The following is a 26,797-nucleotide window of genomic DNA, read 5'->3' on the forward strand; positions in this document are numbered from 1 at the left end:
TCTTTAAAAATAAGCTTTATATACAATCAGTTACAACAGGTGGTATTCAACAGGGTAAAAATAGGTTTTTTATCCTAACCACCTGTTGTGACTTTCTTTTATTGCTTTATTCTATTGTTCCCTGCCGCCCAGGCAGCTTAGAAATGACGAGATGGCGATCATTACAGAATCCACTCGTTCCCTGCCGCCCAGGCAGCTTAGAAACCTTTCGGCTTGCGACGTTTCGGGGCGCTCAAGTTCCCTGCCGCCCAGGCAGCTTAGAAAGCGCCGGTGTATGCCGTTGTTGCGGACGTGCTGTTCCCTGCCGCCCAGGCAGCTTAGAAAGTCCAGCAGCGCCATCTGGATGCTTGACTTCAGTTCCCTGCCGCCCAGGCAGCTTAGAAAAGATAACCGTTGAACTATCCAAACTTGGTTGGGTTCCCTGCCGCCCAGGCAGCTTAGAAAATGGTTATACGCCGGAACAGATTGTCGAATACGTTCCCTGCCGCCCAGGCAGCTTAGAAACACAGCCGGGGCACGCCGGGCCGAACGTGTAAGTTCCCTGCCGCCCAGGCAGCTTAGAAAGACTTGGAGAGGGCGTTACGTATTTACGACGAGTTCCCTGCCGCCCAGGCAGCTTAGAAATGATCCGCTATTATTCACAAACGAGACGGTACGTTCCCTGCCGCCCAGGCAGCTTAGAAATGTATTGATGCGGCAGCGTTTAAAGGGTACAGGTTCCCTGCCGCCCAGGCAGCTTAGAAAAATACATCCTGGAATTTAACGTCTGGACAGCAGTTCCCTGCCGCCCAGGCAGCTTAGAAAGCCGACGAGTCGTGTGTCGAGTGCGGTTACATGTTCCCTGCCGCCCAGGCAGCTTAGAAACGTAAAATCTGCGACATTCCGGCTGAGGATATGTTCCCTGCCGCCCAGGCAGCTTAGAAATGTTAACCTACGCCGCCCGGCCAACTAGCGACGTTCCCTGCCGCCCAGGCAGCTTAGAAAATCAACAGCGTCCCTTTCTTCATCCAAAAAGAGTTCCCTGCCGCCCAGGCAGCTTAGAAAGTTAGGCTGTGGTGTATTAATTGGTTATGAAGGTTCCCTGCCGCCCAGGCAGCTTAGAAAAGCTCGAATGACTCGTTAATATCGACCCGGGTGTTCCCTGCCGCCCAGGCAGCTTAGAAAAAAACTTGAAGCCGGCGATTGATTTTTGATATGTTCCCTGCCGCCCAGGCAGCTTAGAAAGACAGTTGATGCAGTAATAACTGCACCAGTTTGTTCCCTGCCGCCCAGGCAGCTTAGAAACTTTTGGACGGCCAGCGCCGGGGCGTGAACCACGTTCCCTGCCGCCCAGGCAGCTTAGAAACACAAGGAACGCCAGCCCGCAACCCACTGAAAGTTCCCTGCCGCCCAGGCAGCTTAGAAATTTAAAATCAATATCCTAAGCACTTCGGTCTCGTTCCCTGCCGCCCAGGCAGCTTAGAAATCGCGTGACTCAACCGCCTAGACCGTCTGATTGTTCCCTGCCGCCCAGGCAGCTTAGAAATCATAAAGACTTTCAAGCCAAGGTAAATCCTTGTTCCCTGCCGCCCAGGCAGCTTAGAAAAAGAAGTTTAAGCAGTGGAATAAGGTCGCTGCGTTCCCTGCCGCCCAGGCAGCTTAGAAACGGCTCAATGTTCGGCTTGCGCGGCTTAACCCGTTCCCTGCCGCCCAGGCAGCTTAGAAATTGCCTGGGCTGATTCATCCATTCAGGCATCTGTTCCCTGCCGCCCAGGCAGCTTAGAAATTGATGCCGATAAGTGACATAAGGATTTTTATGTTCCCTGCCGCCCAGGCAGCTTAGAAAATTAGGGAATGTGTAGGCTGGCTGCTGTTCGAGTTCCCTGCCGCCCAGGCAGCTTAGAAAAAGCGTGAAAGCCTGGGCATGAGCCGGGGTGAGTTCCCTGCCGCCCAGGCAGCTTAGAAAATAAGAGTCAAGACACTTCCAAGTTTCATCCGGTTCCCTGCCGCCCAGGCAGCTTAGAAATCCAGAATTCCCTAGCTACACTTATGAAAAAGGTTCCCTGCCGCCCAGGCAGCTTAGAAATATGCCGCAACCTGAAACATGCACGAAAATGAGTTCCCTGCCGCCCAGGCAGCTTAGAAATATCAAAGTTTCAACCAGCGCTAGGCTTCGACGTTCCCTGCCGCCCAGGCAGCTTAGAAACGTTTCAGTGGGAGGTTGCGCAAAATTGCCTTGTTCCCTGCCGCCCAGGCAGCTTAGAAAAATAACAGGCTAATGTTGCAATGTTGGAAAATGTTCCCTGCCGCCCAGGCAGCTTAGAAATAATCCCTGGTCAACAAGCACAGAGACTTCACGTTCCCTGCCGCCCAGGCAGCTTAGAAAGTCAATCAGGCCGGAGTCAGGCCGTGCGATTGGTTCCCTGCCGCCCAGGCAGCTTAGAAAACAAGTGCAGGCGGTGGATTAAACGTGTACAAGTTCCCTGCCGCCCAGGCAGCTTAGAAAGACAGTCAGAATATACCCTGAAAGGTATAATAGTTCCCTGCCGCCCAGGCAGCTTAGAAATTCTGAGCGCAGACCCATATCACGACGATAGTGTTCCCTGCCGCCCAGGCAGCTTAGAAAGTCATAACAATAGCGCCATTAGGTTTGATAATGTTCCCTGCCGCCCAGGCAGCTTAGAAATCTTTGGGCGTTACTATTGACACCAGAATATAGTTCCCTGCCGCCCAGGCAGCTTAGAAATGCTCGCTGTCGCTTGCTGGCTTCGCGTTATTGTTCCCTGCCGCCCAGGCAGCTTAGAAACTGAAGATGTTGCCGAGTCAGCACTCGCCAAAGTTCCCTGCCGCCCAGGCAGCTTAGAAATCATGTAGCTCTGATTATGATACCAAGTAACCGTTCCCTGCCGCCCAGGCAGCTTAGAAAGTCTAGGTGAAGATGTGTCGCTCTGCCCTGCCGTTCCCTGCCGCCCAGGCAGCTTAGAAAGACCCAATCGGTTTGACCATCAGACTCGACAGGTTCCCTGCCGCCCAGGCAGCTTAGAAAGACAAAAAACCGCCGCCCGGGCGGTTTTTTACGTTCCCTGCCGCCCAGGCAGCTTAGAAAAGTTACGTGAAAGCGGAAATCAAGCGGCTCAAGTTCCCTGCCGCCCAGGCAGCTTAGAAATTTTCATCAGATAGCATTTTATCTGCAATGATGTTCCCTGCCGCCCAGGCAGCTTAGAAATGCAGAGAATGAGCGCTCAACCGCCTCATAAGGTTCCCTGCCGCCCAGGCAGCTTAGAAATTCTCCAGCGTTCTGAGGGCTTCCTCCATTTGGTTCCCTGCCGCCCAGGCAGCTTAGAAAAAAGCCAAAGGCGGCAAGCCGGTAGAAAAGAAGTTCCCTGCCGCCCAGGCAGCTTAGAAAGCCAGGTTCATTCGCAATGCAATCAATCAGTAGTTCCCTGCCGCCCAGGCAGCTTAGAAATTGCTTGTTGGGCGACCGTGGCGGGTTTTACTGTTCCCTGCCGCCCAGGCAGCTTAGAAACCTAAGCCTCCCGGTGAAAAAGTTTGTTTTACGTTCCCTGCCGCCCAGGCAGCTTAGAAAATTCGTAGAGCTGGCAACCGAGAAAACTTGTTGTTTCCTGCCGCCCAGGCAGCTTAGAAATTCAAGGCGTTGACTGAGTTGTAAAAGGTGCTGTTCCCTGCCGCCCAGGCAGCTTAGAAAGTTTTCAGGCACCAGCGTAGATAACTCACATCGTTCCCTGCCGCCCAGGCAGCTTAGAAAAAACAACGGTATGTCAAATACTCCTGTATACCGTTCCCTGCCGCCCAGGCAGCTTAGAAAGTTTGGATATCGTGCTACAGTCCACAATTGATGTTCCCTGCCGCCCAGGCAGCTTAGAAAAGTATTCAATACCGCCTTTTACGCGACTTGGTGTTCCCTGCCGCCCAGGCAGCTTAGAAAAGTCCGCCAGAGTGCGCGACAGGCTCTTGCATGTTCCCTGCCGCCCAGGCAGCTTAGAAAAGTCGTGATTGTTTTCTGGAACGCATGGGTAGGTTCCCTGCCGCCCAGGCAGCTTAGAAAATGCAGGTTTCTAACGCAAATGCGGTCATAGCGTTCCCTGCCGCCCAGGCAGCTTAGAAAACTGGGTCATTTCTTCCGGCACACAGCCTGTTGTTCCCTGCCGCCCAGGCAGCTTAGAAATGGCCAACTGGCAGAACGGCGCCATGCAACGGGTTCCCTGCCGCCCAGGCAGCTTAGAAAAAAGTGGTAGTTACGCCAGCTCCAGTTGTCACGTTCCCTGCCGCCCAGGCAGCTTAGAAAAAAGAACCGTGGAATGACTCATTCAATGAAGCGTTCCCTGCCGCCCAGGCAGCTTAGAAATCAGCAGGGCCGGGATGATTAAGCCGAACTTGGTTCACTGCCGCCCAGGCAGCTTAGAAAATTCCATGCGCTTGGCTCTGTCTTCATCAGTAGTTCACTGCCGCCCAGGCAGCTTAGAAATGAGTATCGACAATCAGCATGTTGCTGATATCGTTCACTGCCGCCCAGGCAGCTTAGAAAGTAGATCTCCCCCAGGAACACTGCAGCAGAAAGTTCACTGCCGCCCAGGCAGCTTAGAAAGTTTGGGGTTCCGGCGCCGTTGAGCATCCTGAGTTCACTGCCGCCCAGGCAGCTTAGAAAACTACACGGTTCCAGTTCAATTAACTGACAGTGTTCACTGCCGCCCAGGCAGCTTAGAAATCGACTCCATCCCTACTATGGTGCCTACCGCAGTTCACTGCCGCCTAGATAGCTTAGAAAAGCGAGGGATTTTAAATCCCTTTTTCAATACAGTTCACTGCCGCTCAGGCAGCGTAGAAAGGTTTTCTGGTGAATTACCCTTGAACCTTGCCGTGCTCCCTCCACAACGGGGATTTATCACTCGGCCCCAGCAAAATCCGAACGTCCTGCATTTGTGGGGCTGAAGAGGCCGAAACTGAGGTGATCTAAATAGCGGCCCGGCTCAAGGCAGCATATCTACTCGAAGTAGTCTGCTGGCGCTGCGGCCTTTGTCGTCGCTGACCGATAACTGGAAGCGTCCTGCTCTGGGCGGGCGCCATTCCAGGGTTTGGCCCGGCAGGCTCTGGCCGAGCAGGCTGTTACCGGCAAACCAGTAGAGTATTTGGCTGTCGGAGGCGGCGTCGGCCTTGAGGGCGATGTGTTCATTCGCCACGCTTTGGCGCAGGCTGTAGGTGACGCCCTTCAACGGGGAGCGGATAAGCGGGGCCGAGTAGCTGACCGCGACTCTTTGGCTGCAGGCGACCGGAAGCTCCGGCGGCCTCCTGCGGGGTAAACCTGCCTGTTCGAACAGGGCCGCCAAGTCTGATGGCCAGAAGGCAAACACCTCCTGGTGGTGAATTGCCGAGTCGTAGGGCGGGCAGACGGCGGCGCCGGTTTTGTTATCCAGCCACACGGGGCGATGCAAGTTGGAGATCTTGATGGGGGAAACTCCCGGGATATACCAGCCATCGACCAATTTGGGGCACCAAGGGTTGGGCAGCTCGCCGGAGGCGGCGCAGAAGGCTACCTTTTTCACCGTATCCGGTGGCGTATTGGCCATGTCGGCCGTGCCGGGCAGCGCGCCCTGCAAGGCATCGCTGAGGGCGAAGAACAGGGGCCCGGCGGTACGGACGCCGACAAAGGCCGGGTTGGGGGTGGCATCGAAGTTACCCACCCAGACCACCAACACATAGGGGCCTGTGATACCGGCGCTCCAGGCATCGCGATACCCCCAGGAGGTGCCTGTTTTCCAGGCCACTGTCCAGTTGCTGCCGGGCAGGCCGTCGGCGCGGGGGTTGTCCTTGAGTATGTCCCGCACCATAAAGGCGGCGGCAGGGCTCAGCAAGCTCTTTCCTTGCGGGCTGATGGGCTGGCTTTGTTGATCCCGCAGCGGGTAGTCATGGCCCTGGCTCGCCAGCATCAGGTACAGCCGCGCCAGCTCCGCCATGGTCAGCTCGCCGCCGCCCAGCGCGAGGGATAAACCATAATGACTTTCACCCCTGAGCCCCTGAATGCCGGCCTGGCGCAGAAAGCCGTAGAGATTGGGTTGGTTCACTTGTCCTGCCAGCCACACGGCCGGCAGATTGCGGCTCTTGACCAGGGCGTCGTGGGCGCTGATGGGGCCGGTAAACCTGTGGTCAAAGTTCTCCGGTTGGAAACTGCCAAAGGCGGTGGGCGCATCCTTGAGTATGCTCAGCGGGTGTATAAGCCCCTGATCTATGCCCAGGCCAAACAGAAATGGTTTCAGGGTTGAGCCCGGCGAGCGGCGGGCGGTGACGCCGTCCACCTGCCCTTGGATATCGGTATCGAAGAAGTCTGCCGAGCCTATCCAGGCCTTGATGCTCTGATCGCGGCTGTCCACCAAGATTGCGGCGGCATTCTTGACCCCCAGATGGCGCTGGCTTTCGATATACAGCCCAAGGCGCCGCTCCAGCAAGGTCTGCAGGCTGATGTCCAGGGTGCTGTGAATTAGGGTGTCACTATTATCCCGCAGCAGGCGGCGGCTGAAGTGCGGCGCCAGAAATGGCAGCTCAGTGCGGTCATGGCCGATGGCGGTGAGGGTCAACAGGCCGTTGTTGCGGGGATCGTCGCGATAGCTTTGTTGCCAGAGCAACGCCAGACGGTCGCGGGCATCCTGAAAGTCGGCACCGAAGCGGGCGCGGCGCGCCGGGCTTTGCGGCATGACCGCCAGGCTGAGGGCTTCACTGAGTGAAAGTTCACCGGCGTCTTTATGAAAGTAGATGCGGCTGGCAGCGCCAACACCTTCAATATTGCCGCCCATGGGCGCCAGATTGAGATAGGCCTCAAGAATATCATGCTTGGAGTAACGCAGCTCCAACCAGAGCGCCGCCAGCATCTGCTGCAATTTCCCGGCAACCTGGCGGCTGTTGATGTTGTAAACCCGCCGGGCCAGCTGCATGGTCAGGGTCGAAGCGCCCTGGCGATCATCCTTAAGATAGGTAGCGACTATCGCCCTGGCGGTGGCCGCCGGGTTGATGCCGGGGTGGAAGTAAAAATAGCGGTCTTCCTTGAGCAAGATGGCTTGCACCATGTTGTCTGAAACCCCTTCCAGGGGTTGCCAGAGCCGATACTGGCCATCACTGGCCAGCGTCAGCCGCAGCAGACTGCCATCGGCGGCCAACACCATGCGGGAGCTGGGCGCCAGCTTTGAAAAAGGTTGTGCCGGCCAGAGTCTCAGCCCCAGCAGCAAGGCTGCCAGGGCCAGCAGGCACAAATAGCGGCGTTTCATGGCGCTTCGATCACCAACTCACCACTTGGGCCCTGAGCCTGAACCAGGGGATCATACAGCCCCTCGGCGTAGGCGGGCGGCACCTGGAACTGGCCGACATTGGTGGCCCGTACCTTGTAGACAAAGGTTTTGGCATCGCGCCAGGCGGTACCGTAGAGCACCAGGCGGTCTTCACGTACATTGAGCCACTGTGGCGACCAGTCGCTGTGCTGAGCCATCCCCACAGGCGGCTGCCAGCCATCGAAGCTGTCATCCTTGTCACGATAAACCGGCTCCACGCCGCCGGGCAGCAGATCTATTACTACCACCTGCTGCAACTTGTCCATATCTGTGGCGCGCAGCCGCAGCCTGACCAGGAATTCATCCCCGACCTTGACCTTGCCAAGAGGTTGCTGCTCCAGGGTCAGATAGTCGCGGCTCACCTCCAGCCCCTGGCTGAAAGGCTTGGCCGGGCTTTGGTCAAATCCCTGCTGGCTGAGAAGATAGAAGGCATCATTAGTGCCGGTTTTCTGGTATTTCACCTCTTCACTGCCGAGGGGCAGCTTAGCCTTGGGTAGACTCAGTGCCTGCCAGGCCTTATCGACCAAGGCTTGCATGGCCAGCCCCTGATCGCCGCGGGAGTTATCCAGAGCGGTCAGCGCCCGCACCAGAGTACCGGCAGACAGCGAGCTGTAACGCTGCTCGCTGAGCCACTGGCCCATGCGCGGCAGCAACTGTTCCGGCAGGTCATCCAGGCGCTGTGGCGCCTGACGGGCGATGAGTGTCAGCAGCTGGGCATCGTGCACCATGGGATCCAGGTAGAGGCCGAGGCGCTGGGGCTTATCCTCAAGCAGCTGCCACTCCTGCGCTTGCCACAGCGGCTCGGCCAATTGTTGCTGCTGCATCAGGGTAAAGCTGGCGGCCAGCCAGGCACTGGCGATGTCTGCTTGCCAATCCTTGGGATAGTAGCGCTGCAAACGCTCGCGGATGTCGGCCAGGGCGCCGCTCACCTGCACCCCCTGGCGGGCCAGCAGATACGCGCCATAGGCACGCTCGCGCAGCTCATCCAGGCCGCTGCTGGGGCCGGAGCTCACGCTCGATAGATAGCTGTTGGCCTTGTCCAGTAGATCCTGGGGCACGGGGTAACCCTGGGCCTTGGCGTCCAGCAGCATGTCTACCACATACAAGGCCACCATAGGCTCGACTATCGGGTTGGCGGCCCAGAGACCGAAGCCGCCGCTGCTGTTCTGGCGGCTACGCAACTGGCCAATGAGTTGGTTAAAGTCATTGAGATTATCCTGGGGCTTGCCCAGCAGCAGCGCCGGTACGGCTTTGGATACCAACTGCTCGGTACAGGCGTGAGGATAGTTGTCCAGATAGTGGCTCAGCCCCTGAGCCCAAACCAGCGGGCTGTTGCCGAGGGCCGCTTCCACCTTGCTGAACGGCGTAAACAGCTGACGGTCAAGTTGGAGCTTGGCTTCGGCGCGGTCGAGCACAGCCGTGGCCAGGGTCAAACGGTGGGGCGTTAACGGCCGTACCGAGATGCTCTCACTGATCTTGAGCTCGCCTTCGCTGGTGGCGAGCTTCCAGTGGAGCTCCCCTTGACCCAGATTTTCGCCTGCCTTGACGGCAAAGTGCGCCGTGGTTTCACGGCCCGGTTCGATATGGAATTGCTGCGGTTGCAAGTCGCTGCGAAGGGCGCCGCTCAGGCTGAGGGTCAGGGTAACATCCTGCGCCTCGGCTTCTGTGTTATAGAGTCCCACAGTCACATCGGCGCTGTCGCCGGGTGCCAGGAAAGCCGGCACATTGGGGCTCATCACCACAGGCGCCTTGACCGCGACACTGGCCTCGCTGGTGCCTATGCCGCTCTCGGTGGCACTGACGGCAAAGAAGCGGATACTGCCGTTGAAGCTATCGGGCACTGTATATTGCAGCCGCTGCTCTCCGGCGGCCAACTCACGAATACCCGACCAGTAGACCACAGGCTTGGCGCGCTTGCGCTTGAAGGGGTTGAGGTTGGCTGCCAGCAGCGCTGCGGCGTCACCTCCGGGGGCGGCCTGGCGCATCAGCACCTTGAGATCCGGCAGCAGCAGGTCGAGAATTTGGCTCGAATCTACGCTGAGAGCCTTCTTGTCGAAGAAGTGCGCCAGTGGATCCGGCGTTTCATAGCGGGCCACCTGCAAAATACCGGCATCAACCCCGAATACCACGACTCTGGCTTTGCTTGGCAGCTTGAGGTCGATATCCAGTTGCGTCCCGGGTTTAACCTTTTCCGGCAGGCTCAGGGCGATGGCCTGACGTCGCTCCCCGAGATCCACCTTAAAGGGTTTCACGGCATAGGACAGCGGGCTCATAAAGACTTCTTCCGAGTCCGGTGCCCGCAGGAACTGCACATTGATATAGGCATTGCCCTCAATGCCTTGCGGCAGGGTAATGCTCTGCAACGAACGGGTGCTGTCGGCCTTGAACCATTTGAAGGCGTAAACCTTGTCTCTCTCTATGGTGATGAGTCCGGCGCCGCTGTAAGGGGCCTGAATCGCTACCTGAATGCTTTCACCCGGCAGATATTCTGCCTTGTTTAGCGTCAGTTCCAGCTCGGCGTTGCGCTCCAGCGTGCGACTGGCGTTGCCGCTGCCGGCAACGCTGTAATCTATTTGGTTCAACTGGCGGCCGTTTTCATCCAGCAGTCGCAGGCGGTAGTCACCCGGCTCCCTGGTGTCGAGTTCCAATTGGCCCCCGCTTGCGGCCAGACTCAGGGCAGTGCTGCCCAGCAGTTTGTCTTTGCGGCGCGATTCATAGCGGTAGGTGCCGTCATTCTGTTTCACCAACACAGACACCCAGCGCCGGGCGATACGCTCGACTTTGAGCTCGGTAACCACACCTTGAAGGTCCTGGCCAACGGCTTGCAGGTTGAGCACACGCTTGCCGTCTTTGCTGATGAAGTCCAGATCGCCATCGCTCTTGTAGCCCAGTAACCAGTCGGCATCGGATACCAGTAGCTGGTTTTGGGCGCTGACACCGTGGCCTGAACCGGCTTCAAATACCCGAGCCAGCAAGTGCAGCTTGTAAGTGCTGCCGGCAAAGCGGTCCAGCGCTAAGTCCAGGCTGACCTTGCCTTCGCCGTCTGTGGTGGTTTCGCTCAAGTCTTCGCGGAACGATTCCTTGAGCTTGCCCAATACCCCAAAGCGATAGCCGGGCCAGGCTTTGAAGCTGATATCGGTTGGTGACAGCACCATCTCGCCGCTGACTCGGCGATCGCTCGCCGGGCCACCGAAGAGTTGCTCGGCCAAGACCTCGGCCTTGAGTTGCTGCGGTTTGCGCCAGCCTTCAAACTGCTTGTCGGTGCCCAAGTCGGTGCCCAAATAGACTCGCACCTTGATGCGATCCGGCTCGAAGTCACGCACCTTGAAGGTGACATCACCGAGACGCGTGAGGCGGTATCTGTCTTTGATGAGGGACAGAGTGGCGAGATAGTCACCGGCAACCGCGGTTTCGCCGGCGCTGAAGTCCAGGGTGTCAAAGCCGCTGCCATCGAGTTTGAAGGTGCGATCCAGCACGGTTACCCCGCGGGGGTCGGTGATCTGCATTTTCACCGGCAGGCCACCCAGGGCGGTACTCCAGTCCTGCCCCCGCACCAAACTGGCGATATGGGCCGTCTCACCGGGGCGATACAGCCCGCGGTCGGTGAAGAGGTAGGCTCTCAGGGCGCCGGGATCGTCGCTCTCATAGCTGCCGCCGGTATCGAAACGGGACAGATTGAGCTGGCGACGCCAATCAGCCAGCGGCAAGAAGGAGAGATCGCCATCTTTTTCGACCCGATAGTAGAGCGGGGTCTTTTCCCGGCGCAGATCGCCAAGCTTGGCAAAGCTTGCGTGACCGCGTTCATCTGTTAAAGCCTCGGCTACCGGCAAACCGTTGCGGCCGATGACGGCCACCCGGGCGCCGGCCACCGGAGTCCCCTTACCGAGGGATTGCACGAACAGATCTTGGCTGCCATCACGGCTACGTTTGGCGAGTATGCCCAGATCTGTCACGACCACAAAGCGCAGATCGTGGGCCTCGGTTTGGTAATAGTCGAAGGTTTGGCTGTCTCTTTCATCGGCCGGAGTCAGCTTGACCACAAAGATGCCGCGCTTGTCCTTGAAGAAGGGCTTGAGGTCGACGCTGCCGTAGAGCGTCTTGCTGGGATCGCGCCCGGCAAGCTGTTGCTTGAACACCTGACGGGTAACCAAACGGTCGAAATCTGTGTTGTTGAGGTAGGGCTCGGCAAAGCTGCCCGAGCTTTGATCTATCAGGGCATTGAGCTGATCAGGCAGTAGCTGGGCGACCTCAATCTGCACCTTTTGCACCCCACGGGCCAAATAGCCGAGGCGTTGATCGTCGTCCAGAGTCAGCAAGGAGCCTTCGCCGAGGAAGTTGAGCGCCTTGGGATATTGCGGCATTCGCAGCACAGTCAGCACGGCATCGCGGGACAGATAACCCCCTTGGCCCTCGACTTCCTTATCCACCATTACCGCCACGTAGCGATCGACCGGAGCTTTCAGCTTGAAGCTGTGCAACTGGTTGAGGCCTTCGGCACCGGGGATCTGGGTCAAGGTCAGCTTGTCGGCCTTGGCCAGTACCTGTTCGGTGACATTTTCCTGATACCAGTGACGGCTTCCCTTGGGATTTTTCACTGGCAGCAACCAGGCATGTACCTTGCCTTGAAGCGCTTCGTCGTTGACCGGACGTGAGCTTTCCATTGTCAGTACCGGCTCGGGTTCATCCTTGTCGTTGTAGGCGAAGTTGACCTGAGCCTGTTTAAAGCTCAGCTGATAACGGCCGGGAACCTCTACTTGCCATTGGCTCTTGCCGGCCTTGTTGCCGCCGCTGGCCGCCTGGATCCCTTTGCTGACTTCCAGGGTTACAGTGCTCTGCTCCAGTGGCGTGGCGAGCGCAGGAGAATGTATGTAAGCGAACAGATGCTTGTCATCGAAGGTGACTTCGGTGTCGCCATTGCCACTGTAGGTCAAGCCGGGGCTCAGCAATATCGCCAGTTGAGGTTTGACCGAAGCCGTGTCCACCGGGTGGCTGAAGGCCAGGGTGGCGACCAGCTTTTGAATACTCGGCTGGGCCGGATCCTGGTACAGGCGCCCCTCAGAGATGGTGGCCGTGAAGGCGGCTGTGCTGAATTCGCTCTGGTATTTATCCAGTAAGATATGGTCTGCCAGCAGTTGTTTCTTATCCAGGCTGACCGCGAACTTTTCCGCAATCGGCCAGTCGTTATCCGGAGTAAATTGCAGATGTTTGTCACTGGCCCAGCGCCACTGTCCGGCGAGTTGGGGGCTGAGACTGACGCCCTTGGAGACAGGTTTGCCTATGACATCCAAAGGCGCGACCGAACCACTGAAGGTCAGGGTCAAGGGAGCGACCTGAGGTTTGGCCTGGTGGTAATCGGTCAGCCGCGGCGCCTTGAGCGTATAGTGCAGGGTATAGGGCTTGGGTAAATTCTGGTACCAATACCAGCCGCCCCAGCAAAGCACAGTCAGTACAGATAGCAGCATTAGGCTTCCCAAGGCTTTAAAGGGATGCTTTATGCACCAATGCATCCAGGGCGGAGCTTGCCAGTGGCCAAAAACGGCAGCGAGAACTCGCCAAACTACCGAGAAGAAATTTCCTATAAGCTGTCTCATCAGTCCATGTCCTTGCTGTGTCTCGTAGCGCTATCGCCAAGTTGGGTGACGTTTTAAAGATGTCAGTCGCCGATGTCAATCAGACCGGGCCGATGCTGTGATGCCTTATTCGATATCGCCTCTGCAACTGAGACTCCATGGTACAACAATCGGGCTGATTTTTATCCGTGTTACTTTGATAAGTCGGTGGCGATCAACAATATAGTGTCTTTATGGAGGGTAAAACAAAAAAGGCTTACCGTTTTATGGGTAAACCTTTTTAGTTACAGCATCTAGCGAACTGGTTATCAGTTCATGCCGTATGATATAAAACGACGTTTTGGCACGTTTTTTGTTGTCCTGGGTTGCATGTTTAACCTATTGAATTTATGTTATTTTATTTCTTTTCTTGTTCATGTTTGTATTGAGTTGTTTTGGTTCTTATGGTTAACTCGGGGTACATGTGGGGGTACATGGAATTGCTTCATGTACCCCAGAAAAAGAGGTCGACATGGGCAAGTTATACGACAAACATTTGAAGGTTCTTTTGAATAAACCTCAGGAGAGTATTAAGACCCTTTCTGATGGTGAAGGGCTGGGTGCTCGAGTCTCGTTGCAAGGAAAAATTCGTTGGCAGTTTCGCTATAAGGTTGATGGTAAGAATAAGCGAATAGATTTAGGTGATTACCCGGAAATTTCGTTAGTGAAAGCTAGGGACATCGCTATGCAATGTCGTATGTGGTTGGCCGACGGGTACGACCCAAAACTCCAACGACAGGTTGAACGACAAGCCACTTTACAACCTGTAACCGTTCAAGAGGCCATCGATTATTGGTTTGTTAACTATGCTAATGATAATCGTGTCAATGCCGCTCGCCATCGAGCTCAGTTTGAAAAGCATATTTATCCCTACATTGGCCATTTGCCGCTGGAGCAAACAGAAACCAGACATTGGCTAGAATGTTTTGACCGCATACGTCGTGGTGTACCAAAGCGTAAACAACGTCCGGCGCCAGTTGCTGCTGGCTATGTCTTCCAGAATGCCAAGCAAGCTTTAAGGTTTTGTCGAGTAAGACGATACGCGGTTAGTCGTGAGCTTGAAGATTTGACAATTCCTGATGTGGGTGCCAAGCAACGTAAGAAAGACCGGGTGTTATCTGAGGTTGAGCTCAACGACTTGATCGCTTTTATCCAAACACGTAAGTGCAATCGCTATTACGCTGATTTGATCTGGTTGTTGCTGGTCTTTGGTGCTCGAACGCAAGAAGTCCGTTTATCAACATGGGATGAGTGGGACTTTGATAAAGGGCTTTGGACTATTCCACGTGATAACAGTAAAAACTCAGAAATCATCCTTCGCCCCATCCCTGACGCATTGCGTCCGTGGTTGTTACAGCTTAAAGCTAAAAACCAGAAGAGTGGCTACTTGCTTGGTGAATTGAAGAAACCGGAGGCTGTCAGTATGTTAGGTAGCAATATTTGGAAGCGTCTAGACCATGATGAAAAGTGGACTCTGCATGATTTACGACGCACCTTGGCAACTCGTTTGAATGACCTTGGTATATTGCCTCATGTGGTTGAACACCTCTTGGGACACACGATAAGTGGGGTTGAGGGGATCTATAACCGCAGTCAGTACATGAACGAAAAGCGTGCCGCGCTGGATCTCTGGGTAAGCACAATCACGCCCGCCTCATGGGAAGGGTATCGGGCATTCGCTTAATGGCATTTGTCTATTGATTTAAGCTTATTGTTGTTTATTGCTTATAAAAGCTTTGTATATCTTCTAGGCTAAAGTAGAATTTGAGTAATTAGTTACTCATTATCTGTCTTTTTTTGGATTTAATGAGTACTTAGTTACTCATAATGTCTTTAGGAGCGCTCATGGAACATTTAACCATTCAGGCTTTTATCAATAGCCAATGGATAGATATTGCAAAGCTCTCTTTTCCAAACAGCGAACAAGGTCATTATCGGCTTACTTCATTAGATTACGAGCAAGATTATGCCCTGGCAGAGCTCAATAAAGACGACATGCATGCCGTTTCGATAAACCACCCTGTCAGCCTGTTTTTTGATGAGCCGGGGTGGCTTTGTTTCCTCGATGACATCATGCCTAGCGGTGCAAGTCGCCGCTACTGGCTTAAGTATCTCGATATCGCAGATCTGAGCTTAGATGAGCAAAATTTTATCCTGTTAAAGTTTGGCACTATCGCGCCGGTAGGTAATTTACGGGTCAAGGAATCATTGCCTGAGCGCTCAGTCATTGCTGACAGGCTGACATTCACCGTGGATGACGTTAAAAATCGCGCGGCTGATTTTCTGGATTACGCACAATACCGAGGCGCTGCTGCTGGTGGTGCAACAGGAGCTGGCGGGGAAGCGCCCAAGTTGCTGTTACGTTGTGACGATGAGCAAAACATCTGGATTGATAGCTATCAGGACGACCAACAAAACCGAGACCTGCATTATTTGGTGAAATACCCAAGAGGCTCACGTTCACCCGTTGATTGTGACATCTTGCGAGCAGAGTACCACTATTACCACGAGTTGGCAGAAATGGGCTTTGAGACTATTCCAACGGCCAATATGCGACTCGAGGAGGGCCATTCCTATCCATCATTGTGGCTGCCGCGTTTTGATATTTATTTCAATGAACTCGGCCAGCAGCGTTACGCGATGGAATCGGTTTACTCGATACTGGGTAAAGCTGCCGGAGTTACCTTAGATCATGAGCAAACCATAAGAACGCTCGTCCACAAGATCACTCATAGCCATATGGTCTTAGAGCAAGGTTATCAGTTTGATATTCAGGCTTTTGTGCTTGAGTGGGTTCAGAGAGACTTACTCAATATCCTATTTGGTAACAGCGATAACCACGGGCGTAATACCGCATTTCTTAAAGGTGATGGTTGGATAAAGCTTGCCCCTGTCTATGACTTTGCACCAATGAAGGCTGATCCTGAAGGGGTAGCCAGAACCACAAAGTGGCAAGCACCGCTCGAAGTTGGGGGTGAGTATGACTTTCAAGGTATTGCCGATTCGTTGGCCGATTTGGTGCCTGCTCAAGAGTTAATGGCAGCATTAAAGCTCTCCGCCCAGCAATGTTTTAACTTGAAGCAGCGCTTAATTGCGCGTGGTGTACCGGAACGGATTATCGATATGCCTGCGATTGGCTTTACTTATATCGAAGACAAGCTAACAAGGTGGGGATTGGTATGAGTGATAAAACATCTACCCTTGAGTCTGCTAAAGAGGCTATTGCTCGTCTTAGAGCTAATCGTCGGCAAGCTGGTGACGTTGTAATTGAAGCGTCACAATATCAGCTCTCACTAGACGCTGAAGAGACTCACGCAAAGCAAGCTCCCCCTCCCCAACGCGCTTCCAAGCATAGCGGGAGGGTGAGTACTGTTGAGAGACGTAAGGCCATCGAAGGCGTTACCCAAAGGCTATTACGCGGAGAACTTACTCAAGGGCAAGCTCTTAAAACTTTACGTATTGAGGTTTTAGGCCTAACCCAAGACGAGTATGCAAATTTGGCTAAAGTGTCACGCAAGACCCTCTCTGATGTTGAGAACGATCGGGGGAGCTATAAGACTGATATTCTCGACCGATTGTTTAAACCCTTTGGCCTGAGAGTGGGGATTGTGCCTATCTCTACCGGCATCAAATAGCGACTATGGTTGTGCCTTTGTGGGGAGAGTAAATACAGTATCATACTGTATTTTTTCTCGATTACCCGGTGGTTCCCTTGTTCAATCGTTATCGAAGCGGTCGTTAGCATCCAGCTACTGCATAGCCTTTAAATGGGCCTGATTGCTCCAGCTAGGTTCACTGTGCATGGTCATGAGCCGCCACCAAATTCAGGTTATCGTCGTCTAGCTCACCATTCGCCCAATGATGTGAGAATTTTCGTATTCGTCGCCAAAACTATCGCCTAATGAGCTTGCAGGCTTTAGTATGCGGAATGATTCTCCCGATTTGGCATGTCAAACGGGTCAGGGAAGAAAGATAAATGCTCAAGGAGTCGAAGCATGCGAATAGTGCATTTCCGTGACGCTTACCAGGAAGATATACCCAAAATCGTCAAACCGGATAAGGCGGCCAAATATATCCGCGAATATCTGAGCCGTCGTCCGGGATTTTATGAAACCGTCTTTGGTATTGATACCTTCCTACGAGATTCTGGTATCACATATTTCCAGGGGGTACACCAAATTGAGTCTATCGTTGAGCGGCTCTCTTGGCGGTTGGATTCTGGCGATTTTCTTCTATTGGGAGACTGGGAAGATGGATTTGACACTATTCTGTTTTTCGGTGATATAAGCCCTTTTGTATCGACCACTTTCAGGGAACGCGTCAAGCGTTTACCTCCCCGGCCTCAGTTCGGGCATGGCAACTATTCCAAAGCCTCTGAGCCCATTGTAGAGCCCTACATCACCCCAGCACTGGAAGCCCCGGCCGAGCTGAAAGAAACCGGGATAACCAAAGCTATTAACGCCATGATGGGCGGTGCTAAACAGGTCATTAATGATTACATTGACGAGCAACGCGCATCACAAGCCGAGTGGCTGGCCGATAAAGGGATCATTCAAGCCAAAGATGAAGCGACAGGCCAAATCCTGACTCCGGAAGAATTAGGGGAACGCTATCGGGGTAATCCAACTCTGCTACTTGCGGATAATGAGTTGGCCGGAGCGGAAGCAGTACAATCGTTTGTTGGTTATGAAGCCGCACTATTGGTGCTTGAGGCTGCCACCAATCGCAAGAAGCTTGTCACTGACTTGGCCGAGTTCAAAGAAGAAGCCGGTAAAATCCTATCCCAAATCAACACCAAATCCCCTAATGCCCTGAGTGAAGCCCTGGGACAATATGGTGCCGAGCAGGTATACAAGGACTTGGGACTAAAGCAAAATGAGGGCTTTATCCACCGTTATCACGGCTGCGACAATATGATGGATTGTAAAAAGCGCGGTCTGGTTGAGATTGAGCACAAAGGTTACAACAGCGATAGTACTAGCCTCAGCCGCAATCAATTTGGAGAGCGACAAGGATCCGATGACAAAAACAAGCGCTGGGCAAGAAGGATGAAGAGAAAAGCCCCCAAAGTCGGTCAAGCATCCAACCGTAAGGGCGGTCCCTATCAACAAAAAGAGCAGGCGCTGTGGCAAAGCATCCTTGACAAGAATGGTGAGAAGAATCACCTGGCGATATTCACCAACACTGAAAGCGGTCAGGTGCGTTATTTTTGGCAAGACGATAAAGGTAACCTGCTGCCGCCTAAAGACGGGGCGAAGCAAGAGTTCACCATCCCTGAATTTGATACGGTCAAGAGCACCTTTGCCGATGGATTAAAAGCATTGAAAGGAAACAAATAACCATGACAAAAAAAATCCCGCAACTCTCGGCAGAGCAGCTTGCCAGTGAACTAGAAATCGATTTGGAAACCATTGCTCGAGCCAAGGCATTGGATGAAGCTGGCTTTTATCAAGATTCTAAGAAAGAAGGTTATTACTGGGGCCGTGGTTTTGACTATGCCAGTCTGGCTATGTCCTACGCATTGAACCAAAAATTTGATGAAGCCAAGGCCGCTTTCAAAAAAGCCGCTGAGTATCAGTTACGACCACTTAAAATGGCTTTTGCTCCCCAAGACCCGGAGTTTATCGGCGAAAAGGTGTCTCGAGGAAATCAAGCTATCAATGTCGCCAGTTGTTTCAACTATGCCATGGCCGCCGGTGAGCTGGCTATCGCCAAAGAAGCCTGCTTGCTGTACCCGGAAGGGCACTTTCCCGGCAACCCCAAACCGGATACTGCAGATGATTTGGTGCATGCGCTAAAAGCCTGGTTTAACGGCGACCATGATAAAGCCAGTGCCCATTGCCAAAAACGTCTGGATGAATACACCGCCAAGCCCAGCAAAAAAATTACCTTCCGCAGCAATTACTTTACCCTGCATCTGGCGCTGTGGGGGATCATTCACAAAGATGCGCTGAGCTTTGAAGATGGTATTAAACGCAACTTGGCCATTTGGCACCATGGCGCCCGTTACGGCGAAGAAAGCGGCACTGTTCGTGGCCATTATGCCGAGTTTGCTGTTGCGCTGACCAACTTGGGGATCCATGCTGGAATGGAGCAGCCGGTCGTTGACCCATTCATCCCCCAAGGACTGGTGTGGAGCAAGTCGGTTCGGGACTGAGTAGTACAGTTAATATCAATGTTAAATTCAGATTGATGTTAACTACCCGCTTTTGTTGTTGGTATATCGTTTTTCATGTAGAGGTCTCCATTGCCCCCCAGTGTATTTGAAATTTCGTCAATGTCATGGTCTTAAATTCGGTGAAAGGTCACTGTATTCACTTTCAATCTTGCGTACTTGCTGAGCCAGTTATGGGGCGCTGAAAAAATCGTCAATGCCATAGTCTTAAATATGGAAAGGTGTTCGCTGTGAAGATGAAAATGAATGTTCAGGAAAAATTTGAACTACCGGGAGGAGTTACAATCTTGGCTTGCGCCGGTTATGAGAAGGATTTTGATGTTATTGGCAAGAAACTCAACCTGATTTGTGATGGTGAGGTTAGACAAACCCTAACTATATCCGGCGAAAAGAAAATGATTAATCAGAAGGCCAATTTTGAGCAAAAGGCATTCGAAACCCATGATAAGGTTTTGTTGTCACAGGAAGAAGCCCAGAGTGGCAAATGGCAGCTAGTCGGTGATTGACTCATAGGCTGATGAGCGCTCAAGGGCAAGCAGAGCTTTGAGGGTGGTATTAAACGCAACTTGGCCACTTGGCACCATGGCACCCGTTACGGCGAAGAAGGTGGCACGACACTAAACATAGAAAAGTGACCCAGCTAATACCTGGAGGCCAGGGAAACGTTATGCTCATTGAGTATGAGGCTTTATTCCTCTCCAACAGCCTCAGAAATCGAAAGAAAAATGGCCAAACATAGCCATTGGATCTAAGGGATAACAGTATGAATAAGTTAACAGAATCTCGATACAGGCTGTGGCGGTCACTCGAAGGAGTGGCCGCCCGATTTAGGTAATGCCAATCGGAGTTTATTCAATGAAAGATATGTCTCGTGCCTTAAGGCGTCATCATCAACAACGTTTGCAGTGTGTGCGTAAACGCTATTGGGGGAGCGTTGCAGGTAATTCTGTTAAGGCTTTAGGTATATGTGTCACAACACCTTGTCCCTGCTCATGTTATTTGTGTGGTCATCAGCGCAAAATATGCGGGCCTAAGGCCTCAGAAATAAGACAAAAAGCCAAATACAGTTAAACCATATTGGGGAGGGCTGTCTGCCCTCCACTCGTTTTTATGATGAGGATTTGCAGGTAAGTTAACGTAGCGCAACGTGGGGTGAATAAGTTATCGAATCGCCGTTAACCATAAGCAAAGCACGACCCTATTGCCAACATACTGCGCCAACGAGGCATAGATGATGAGGACATAAATAACCAATTAATTTAGCCAGTTATTGACTCCCTTCCTTGATGGCGTCATTTGTGACCATTGGCGTGCGAAGGTGTGAACGCACTGTGGTACATTCCAGTCTACTGACATGTTGATGTTAAGATACGCTCAGAATCATTTTAAGGTTGTATTGATTAATGACCCAGAAACTCACTCTCCAACAGCTTGAATCCTTCCTGTGGGAAGCCGCTGATATCCTGCGCGGCAATATGGACGCCTCAGAGTACAAAGACTACATCTTCGGCATGATGTTTTTAAAACGCTTGTCTGACGCCTTTGAAGAGGCGCAAGAAGGCGTGGTGCAGTATTACCTCGGTAAAGGCAAAACCAAAGAGCAAGCCGAGGCGCTGGCGCAAGATGAAGACGAATACGATAAAACCTTCTTCGTGCCTAAAAGCGCCCGTTGGTCAGCGTTGAAAGACTTAAAACACGATATCGGTGCAACGCTCAATAAAGCCACCGAAGCGATTGAAGAGTACAACGGCAGCCTTGAAGGCGTGTTGGTCACTATCGACTTCAACATCAAAAACAAGCTGTCAGATAAAAAGCTGCGTGACTTACTGTCGCACTTCAGCAAACACCGCCTGCGTAATGAAGACTTTGAGCGGCCTGACTTGCTCGGCACTGCCTACGAATACCTGATTAAAATGTTTGCCGATAGCGCGGGCAAAAAGGGCGGTGAGTTTTACACCCCAAGCGAAGTGGTCTCTTTGCTGGTGGCCTTACTCAAGCCTAAAGCGGGTATGCGTATCTACGACCCAACCTCCGGCTCTGGCGGTATGTTGGTGCAAACCCGTAACTACCTCGCCGCCCATGGTGAGAACCCTGCTAACCTGTCGCTGTTCGGCCAAGAGATGAACCTGAATACTTGGGCCATCTGTAAGATGAACATGTTCCTGCATGGCGTGCTCAGTGCCGATATTCGTAAGGGCGATACCCTGCGCGAGCCTAAGCACACCGAAGGCGGTGAGCTGATGCGTTTTGACCGGGTGATTGCCAACCCGCCATTTTCACTGGCTAAGTGGGGTAAAGACGAATGCGATAACGACGGCTTTGGTCGTTTCCCTTATGGTACGCCGCCGAAAGATGCCGGCGACTTAGCCTTTGTGCAGCATATGATTGCCAGCACCAATGCCGAAGGTATGGTCGGTGTGGTGATGCCCCATGGGGTGTTGTTCCGTGGTTCCAGCGAAAAGGCGATTCGTAAAGGCATTCTAGAAGACGACTTGCTCGAAGCCGTCATTGGCTTGCCATCTGGCTTGTTCTACGGCACAGGCATTCCCGCTTGCTTGCTGATCATCAATAAAAATAAAACGCGTGATCGTAAAGGCAAGGTGCTGTTTATCAATGGTGAGCTGGAGTATGAAGAGGGCAAAAACCAAAACAAACTGCGCCCGCAAGATATAGAGAAAATCGTCACCACCTTTGACAACTATCAAAACATCAAGCGTTACGCGCAAGTGGTTGAAATTAGAGAAATTGCCGATAACGACTACAACCTCAATATTCGCCGTTACGCCGATACCGCGCCACCAGCAGAGATCTTTGATGTGCGCGCCATCCTCCATGGTGGTGTGCCTGTGCGCGAGGTCGAAGACGAATATATTCAAGAAGAGATCCTGCAAGGCTTCGATGTCAGCCGCGTGTTTACCCTGAAATCTGAGGGTTACTATCAGTTCCGCACCGATATCAGCACCAAAGAGCAGATCCGCGAGTTTGCCAAGGATGCTACCCCCGCCATCATCAGCCAGTTAGAGCGCTGGTGGGATAAATACCAAGTGTCACTCAAGCAGCTGGATGATGAGGTCGCTACTGCCGAGAGCGTGATGCAGAGTTATCTCAAGGAGCTGGGGTATGAGTAATCAGGTTCCTGAAGGGTGGTCAATTAAAAAGATATCAGATATCAGCAACGTGGTAGGTGGCGGTACTCCCGAACGAGCTAAGTCGGAATATTGGGGCGGGGATATACCTTGGGTTTCCCCCTCTGAAATTACAAAGCTTAAAGGACGCTATTTAGGCAACACTAAAGAACATATAACGACTATAGGGTTAAGTAAGAGCTCAGCTAAGTTGCATCCGATTGGAACAGTTCTGATGACGAGTAGGGCTAGTATAGGTTACACCGCAATTACGACTGTTCCATTAACAACAAATCAGGGATTTCAGTCCTTTCAATGTAATGAAGAAGTGTTTAATGAGTATCTTTATCAGCAGATATCTTGGTTAAAACCTAAGCTAGAAAATCTCGCGGCAGGGAGTACTTTTTTAGAAATATCAGCAACAACAATAAAGGGGCTAAAAGTACTTCTCCCCCCGCTCCCCGAACAACAAAAAATCGCCAAGATCCTGACCTCTGTGGATGAGGTGATTGAGAAGACACAGGCGCAAATCGACAAGCTCAAAGACCTGAAAACGGGCATGATGCAGGAGCTGTTGACCCAAGGCGTCGGCGTCGATGGCAAGCCACACACCGAGTTTAAGGATTCCCCTGTCGGCCGGATTCCGAAGGTGTGGGATTTAGAGCCTCTCGCAAATTTCACAACATTTATATCTTATGGGTTTACAAACCCAATGCCAGAGGCTGAAGTCGGCCCGTATATGATCACGGCCAAAGATGTTAATGACCTTAAGGTTCAGTACAGTACGGCGCGTAAAACTACCCAAGAAGCTTTTGATAATTTGCTTACTCGTAAAAGTCGCCCACAGGTCAATGATATATTGTTGACCAAAGATGGAACATTGGGGCGTGTTGCTTTAGTAAGTGACAGTAATTGCTGCATCAATCAATCTGTTGCGGTTCTTACACCAAATGAGCGAGTAATCCCCAAGTTTCTTCTCTATCTACTTGCTTCACCCCGGTATCAGCAAGAGATGTTAGAGAATGCTGGTGGTTCAACCATCAAGCATATTTACATAACCGTTGTAGACAAAATGTTGGTTGGGGTTCCTTCGCTCATAGAGCAGCAAAAGTTAGTAGATATTTTTGATAGTGTTTTTCGAAAACTAGAATTGACAGAAAATAAGTTGTCAAAACTTAAAGATACGAAAAAAGCCCTCATGCAGGATCTATTAACAGGCAAGGTGCGGGTAGCCATCGACTAGCAAGGACGAGCAATGTTACAGGCCATTATCCATGGAAAAGCGGGGCGAATAGACGGCGACAAAGGCCAGTCGATAAGCTGGCGTGAGGTATTCAAGGGACGGGAAGACCTGATGACGGCGGCGGTGTTTGGTCGCGTTGTTATCGCGCATGGGGGAGCATTATGAGTAACGACGAATTCGACAAGGTAGAACGCCCAACCATTGCACAGCTCCACCAGCTAGGTTGGCGTTACGTTCCCGGTAAAATGCTGGCACCAGAGCACAGCAACCAAGAGCGTGATTACTTGCGCGATGTGGTATTGGTTAAACGCTTAACTCAGGCGATTGAGCGCATTAACCCGTGGATCAATGAAGAGAACTTACGCAAGGTTGTCCGTGAGGTCACGCACCCGCAGTGCACGGGATTGATGGAGTATAACCACGGCTTTTATCAAACCATGGTGGGTTATCTGTCAGTTGAGCAAGACCTTGGCAAAGGCAAAAAAGGCCAAACCGTTAAGCTGGTGGACTTTGATAACATCGACAACAACGAGTTTATCTGTACCAACCAGTTTAAGGTTGAAGGCCCCAATCAAACCATTATCCCCGATATCGTGTGCTTCGTTAACGGCCTGCCGTTGGCAGTGATTGAGTGTAAATCGCCTTATATTTCCACGCCTATTTATCACGGCATCGACCAACTTCGCCGTTACGCAAATCAGCGTCATCCCGAGCAGTTTGAAGGGGCTGAAAAGCTGTTTTGGTACAACCAACTGATGGTCTCAACCTGCCGTGATCTGGCGCGAGTCGGTACGATTAGCTCACCCGCACAATACTATGGCGATTGGAAAGACGCTTACCCACTGACTGATGCAGATATTGCCCAGCAGGATAGCGATAATGTGCTGCCGCTCGCCAATAAGCTCGATGTCGAGTTGCCTGTTGCCACGATTGACGCCGCTGATGATGAACTGAAGCAAGTGGCCGAGCCAGCAGCCGATTACCAAGTGGCCAAGGTGACGGCGCAGCAGCGCTTATTGGCCGGTATGTTTAGCCCAGAGAACTTTCTCGATATCGTGCGCAACTTCATTCTGTTTGAGCCGGATGATGGCCGCTTGATTAAGAAGGTTGCGCGCTATCAACAGTTCCGCGCCGTAAACAAGGTGATTAAACGGCTCAAAACCGGCCAAACCCGTAAAGAGAAGTCGGGCGTGGTGTGGCATACCCAGGGGAGTGGGAAATCGCTGACCATGGTGATGCTGGCGGTCAAAATGCGCCACGACCCAGAGCTTAAGCAATACAAGCTGGTGTTCGTGACCGATAGAACCCAGCTGGATGAACAGCTCTCAACCACCTTCCAAGGTGCGCAAGGTGAAACCGTTTACAACGCTGACTCTGTGGCCTCGTTGCGTGATCTGTTGAAAAAAGACAGCTCAGACCTTGTAACAACCATGGTGCAGAAGTTCCAAGACGCCGAAAAGGAAGCTGAGCAGCAGGGCGACAATAGCTTTGTTGACCTTAATACCTCTGACAAGATTATTGTGCTGGCTGATGAAGCGCACCGAACCCAATTTGGCGGCCTAGCAACCACGATTAATGCCGCGTTACCTAACGCCCCTAAAATTGGTTTTACGGGCACGCCACTCCTTAAAACCCAAAAGATGGATACCGCCTTTGGTGGCTACATTGATAAGTACAAGATCAATGAGGCGGTAGAGGACGGTGCCACAGTAAGGCTGTTGTATGAAGGCCGTGAGGTGAAAACCGCCGTGGCGGGTGAGTCGCTTGATGCGCTGTTTGAAGAGTATTTTGGCGAATACACCAAAGAAGAGCAGCAGGAGATTAAGCGTAAATATGGCGTTGAGCGCGCCGTGCGTGAAGCCCCTGCGCGTATTCGCTGGGTGTGTATCGACCTATTAAAGCATTACCGTGAGCGCGTTCGGCCTGATGGCTTTAAGGCTATGATAGTGGTGGGCAGTCGCCATGCGGCTACCGTCTTTAAAAAGACCTTGGACGAGCTCGGTGCACCGCCATCAGAAGTGATTATTTCCGGCGATCATAACGACCCGCAATATATCGCTCAATACACGGACAAGGTACATCAGAAGAAGGTTATTGCTAACTTCAAGAAGCCATTTGGCACAGATGCACCGGGCACGGACGAGAAACAACGTAAGTTTGATAACACCGCCTTTTTGATTGTGAAGGACATGCTGTTAACGGGCTTTGATGCGCCGATTGCGCAGGTGATGTATATCGACCGCAAGCTACAAGACCATACGCTGATGCAGGCCATTGCGCGGGTTAACCGTAACTATAAGGGCAAAGAGTGCGGCTATGTGGTGGACTACTATGGCTTGGCTAGTTATCTCACAGAAGCGCTGGAGCTGTTTAGCAGTGATGACGTTGAAGGCACTTATCAAAGTCTGAAAGATGAACTGCCCAAGCTGGAAGACGCACATCGGCGAGTTAAGGCGTTCTTCAAAGGCGTAACCAGCGATGATATTGATGACTATGTGTTGGCGCTAAAAGACGATGCAGTGCGGGCGCAATTTGAAGTCGCCTATAAGCGTTTTGCCAAGCAACTCAACGTGATTCTGCCGGATGTCTCTGCTAAGCCGTATATCCCTGATATGAAGCTCTGGGGCAAGGTGCATCATGCGGCGCGTAACCAGTATCACGATGATGGTATGGATTTGATCGATGTCGGCGAGAAAGTACGCCAGCTGGTGGACGAGCACATATTGAGCACTGGGGTTGATCCGAAAATCCCACCGATTGATTTACTGGCGGCCAACTTTAAAGAGCACGTGCTCAAGAAAAAATCGGCCGAATCCAAAGCCTCTGAAATCGAGAGCGCGCTGAAGCACCATATCAATATCAAGCTAGACGATGACCCCGAGTATTACCGTTCGCTGAGCTTGCGGCTCCGAGACATTATTGAAAAAACCGCCGGTAATTGGGAACGTCAGCTGGAGCTGTTGCTGGAAATGACGGACGACCTTAGTGCGGCGCATAAGCAAGCGGCGCAAGAGGTTGGTCTGAGCGAAACCGAATTTGCCTTTTACAACATTATGATGGTTGAAGTAGCTAAGGCTAGAGACGGTGAAGTGATCGACGAGCAGCTACATGAAGAGATTAAGGCGACAACTCAAGAGCTGGTGCAGATGTTTGATGAAGCGACTCAGATAGTCGACTTCTTCAAAAAAGACGATGAAGTGAAGCGTATGAAGAAAAACATCAAGCGCGTAGTTATGGATCAATCCTTTGGTGATAAGGTGCTAGTGGCGATTCTGCAAGAGCGTTTTATCGAATTGGCTAAGCACAAGTTCGGCAATAAGTGATGACCCCGG

At 52.4% G+C, this 26,797-nt stretch carries 12 protein-coding genes and 1 CRISPR repeat array; of the genes, 10 read left to right on the forward strand and 2 right to left on the reverse strand.

What is annotated here, in order from left to right; all coding sequences use genetic code 11:
• The first annotated feature begins 116 nt into the window (after nucleotides 1-116).
• Nucleotides 117-4,825: a CRISPR direct-repeat array (repeat unit 28 nt; unit sequence GTTCCCTGCCGCCCAGGCAGCTTAGAAA).
• Between the two features lie 142 nt (nucleotides 4,826-4,967).
• Complete coding sequence (gene pbpC, locus ON072_RS03375) at nucleotides 4,968-7,253, reverse strand: penicillin-binding protein 1C (RefSeq protein WP_274625955.1); 2,286 nt, start codon at nucleotides 7,251-7,253, stop codon at nucleotides 4,968-4,970.
• The gene (locus ON072_RS03380; protein WP_274625956.1) at nucleotides 7,250-12,775 is read right to left on the reverse strand and encodes an MG2 domain-containing protein; all 5,526 of its coding nucleotides are present in this window, start codon (nucleotides 12,773-12,775) and stop codon (nucleotides 7,250-7,252) included. Before ON072_RS03380 ends, pbpC begins: the two co-directional genes overlap by 4 nt.
• A 619-nt stretch (nucleotides 12,776-13,394) precedes the next feature.
• Between ON072_RS03380 and ON072_RS03385 the strand changes: the two genes are divergently transcribed.
• From ON072_RS03385 to ON072_RS03430, 10 genes are all read left to right on the forward strand, one after another.
• Nucleotides 13,395-14,606 (forward strand): tyrosine-type recombinase/integrase, encoded by a 1,212-nt coding sequence (locus tag ON072_RS03385; protein WP_107005245.1) that lies wholly within the window; start codon nucleotides 13,395-13,397, stop codon nucleotides 14,604-14,606.
• Nucleotides 14,607-14,767: 161 nt separating this feature from the next.
• Entirely contained in the window at nucleotides 14,768-16,105 is a 1,338-nt protein-coding gene (locus ON072_RS03390) for a type II toxin-antitoxin system HipA family toxin (protein WP_274625957.1), read from the forward strand.
• Nucleotides 16,102-16,557, forward strand: coding sequence for a helix-turn-helix transcriptional regulator (locus ON072_RS03395; protein WP_107005243.1), 456 nt, complete (start codon nucleotides 16,102-16,104; stop codon nucleotides 16,555-16,557). Before ON072_RS03390 ends, ON072_RS03395 begins: the two co-directional genes overlap by 4 nt.
• Nucleotides 16,558-16,917: 360 nt before the next feature.
• On the forward strand, nucleotides 16,918-18,261 hold the full coding sequence (locus tag ON072_RS03400; protein WP_274625958.1) for a hypothetical protein: 1,344 nt from the start codon (nucleotides 16,918-16,920) through the stop codon (nucleotides 18,259-18,261).
• Nucleotides 18,262-18,263: 2 nt separating this feature from the next.
• Entirely contained in the window at nucleotides 18,264-19,079 is an 816-nt protein-coding gene (locus ON072_RS03405; RefSeq protein WP_107005241.1) for a hypothetical protein, read from the forward strand.
• 248 nt (nucleotides 19,080-19,327) lie between these two features.
• The gene (locus tag ON072_RS03410) at nucleotides 19,328-19,603 is read left to right on the forward strand and encodes a hypothetical protein (RefSeq protein WP_181316330.1); all 276 of its coding nucleotides are present in this window, start codon (nucleotides 19,328-19,330) and stop codon (nucleotides 19,601-19,603) included.
• An 897-nt stretch (nucleotides 19,604-20,500) separates the two neighbouring features.
• Nucleotides 20,501-22,225: a type I restriction-modification system subunit M gene (locus tag ON072_RS03415; RefSeq protein WP_274625959.1), complete on the forward strand. Its 1,725-nt coding sequence runs from the start codon at nucleotides 20,501-20,503 to the stop codon at nucleotides 22,223-22,225.
• Nucleotides 22,218-23,465 (forward strand): restriction endonuclease subunit S, encoded by a 1,248-nt coding sequence (locus tag ON072_RS03420; RefSeq protein WP_274625960.1) that lies wholly within the window; start codon nucleotides 22,218-22,220, stop codon nucleotides 23,463-23,465. Before ON072_RS03415 ends, ON072_RS03420 begins: the two co-directional genes overlap by 8 nt.
• A 12-nt stretch (nucleotides 23,466-23,477) precedes the next feature.
• The gene (locus tag ON072_RS03425; RefSeq protein WP_274625961.1) at nucleotides 23,478-23,630 is read left to right on the forward strand and encodes a hypothetical protein; all 153 of its coding nucleotides are present in this window, start codon (nucleotides 23,478-23,480) and stop codon (nucleotides 23,628-23,630) included.
• On the forward strand, nucleotides 23,627-26,788 hold the full coding sequence (locus ON072_RS03430) for a type I restriction endonuclease subunit R (protein ID WP_274625962.1): 3,162 nt from the start codon (nucleotides 23,627-23,629) through the stop codon (nucleotides 26,786-26,788). Before ON072_RS03425 ends, ON072_RS03430 begins: the two co-directional genes overlap by 4 nt.
• The last annotated feature ends 9 nt before the right edge of the window (nucleotides 26,789-26,797 follow it).

Origin of the sequence: Shewanella sp. K8 (assembly GCF_028823715.1) — a bacterium.
Taxonomy (GTDB): Bacteria; Pseudomonadota; Gammaproteobacteria; order Enterobacterales; family Shewanellaceae; genus Shewanella; species Shewanella algae.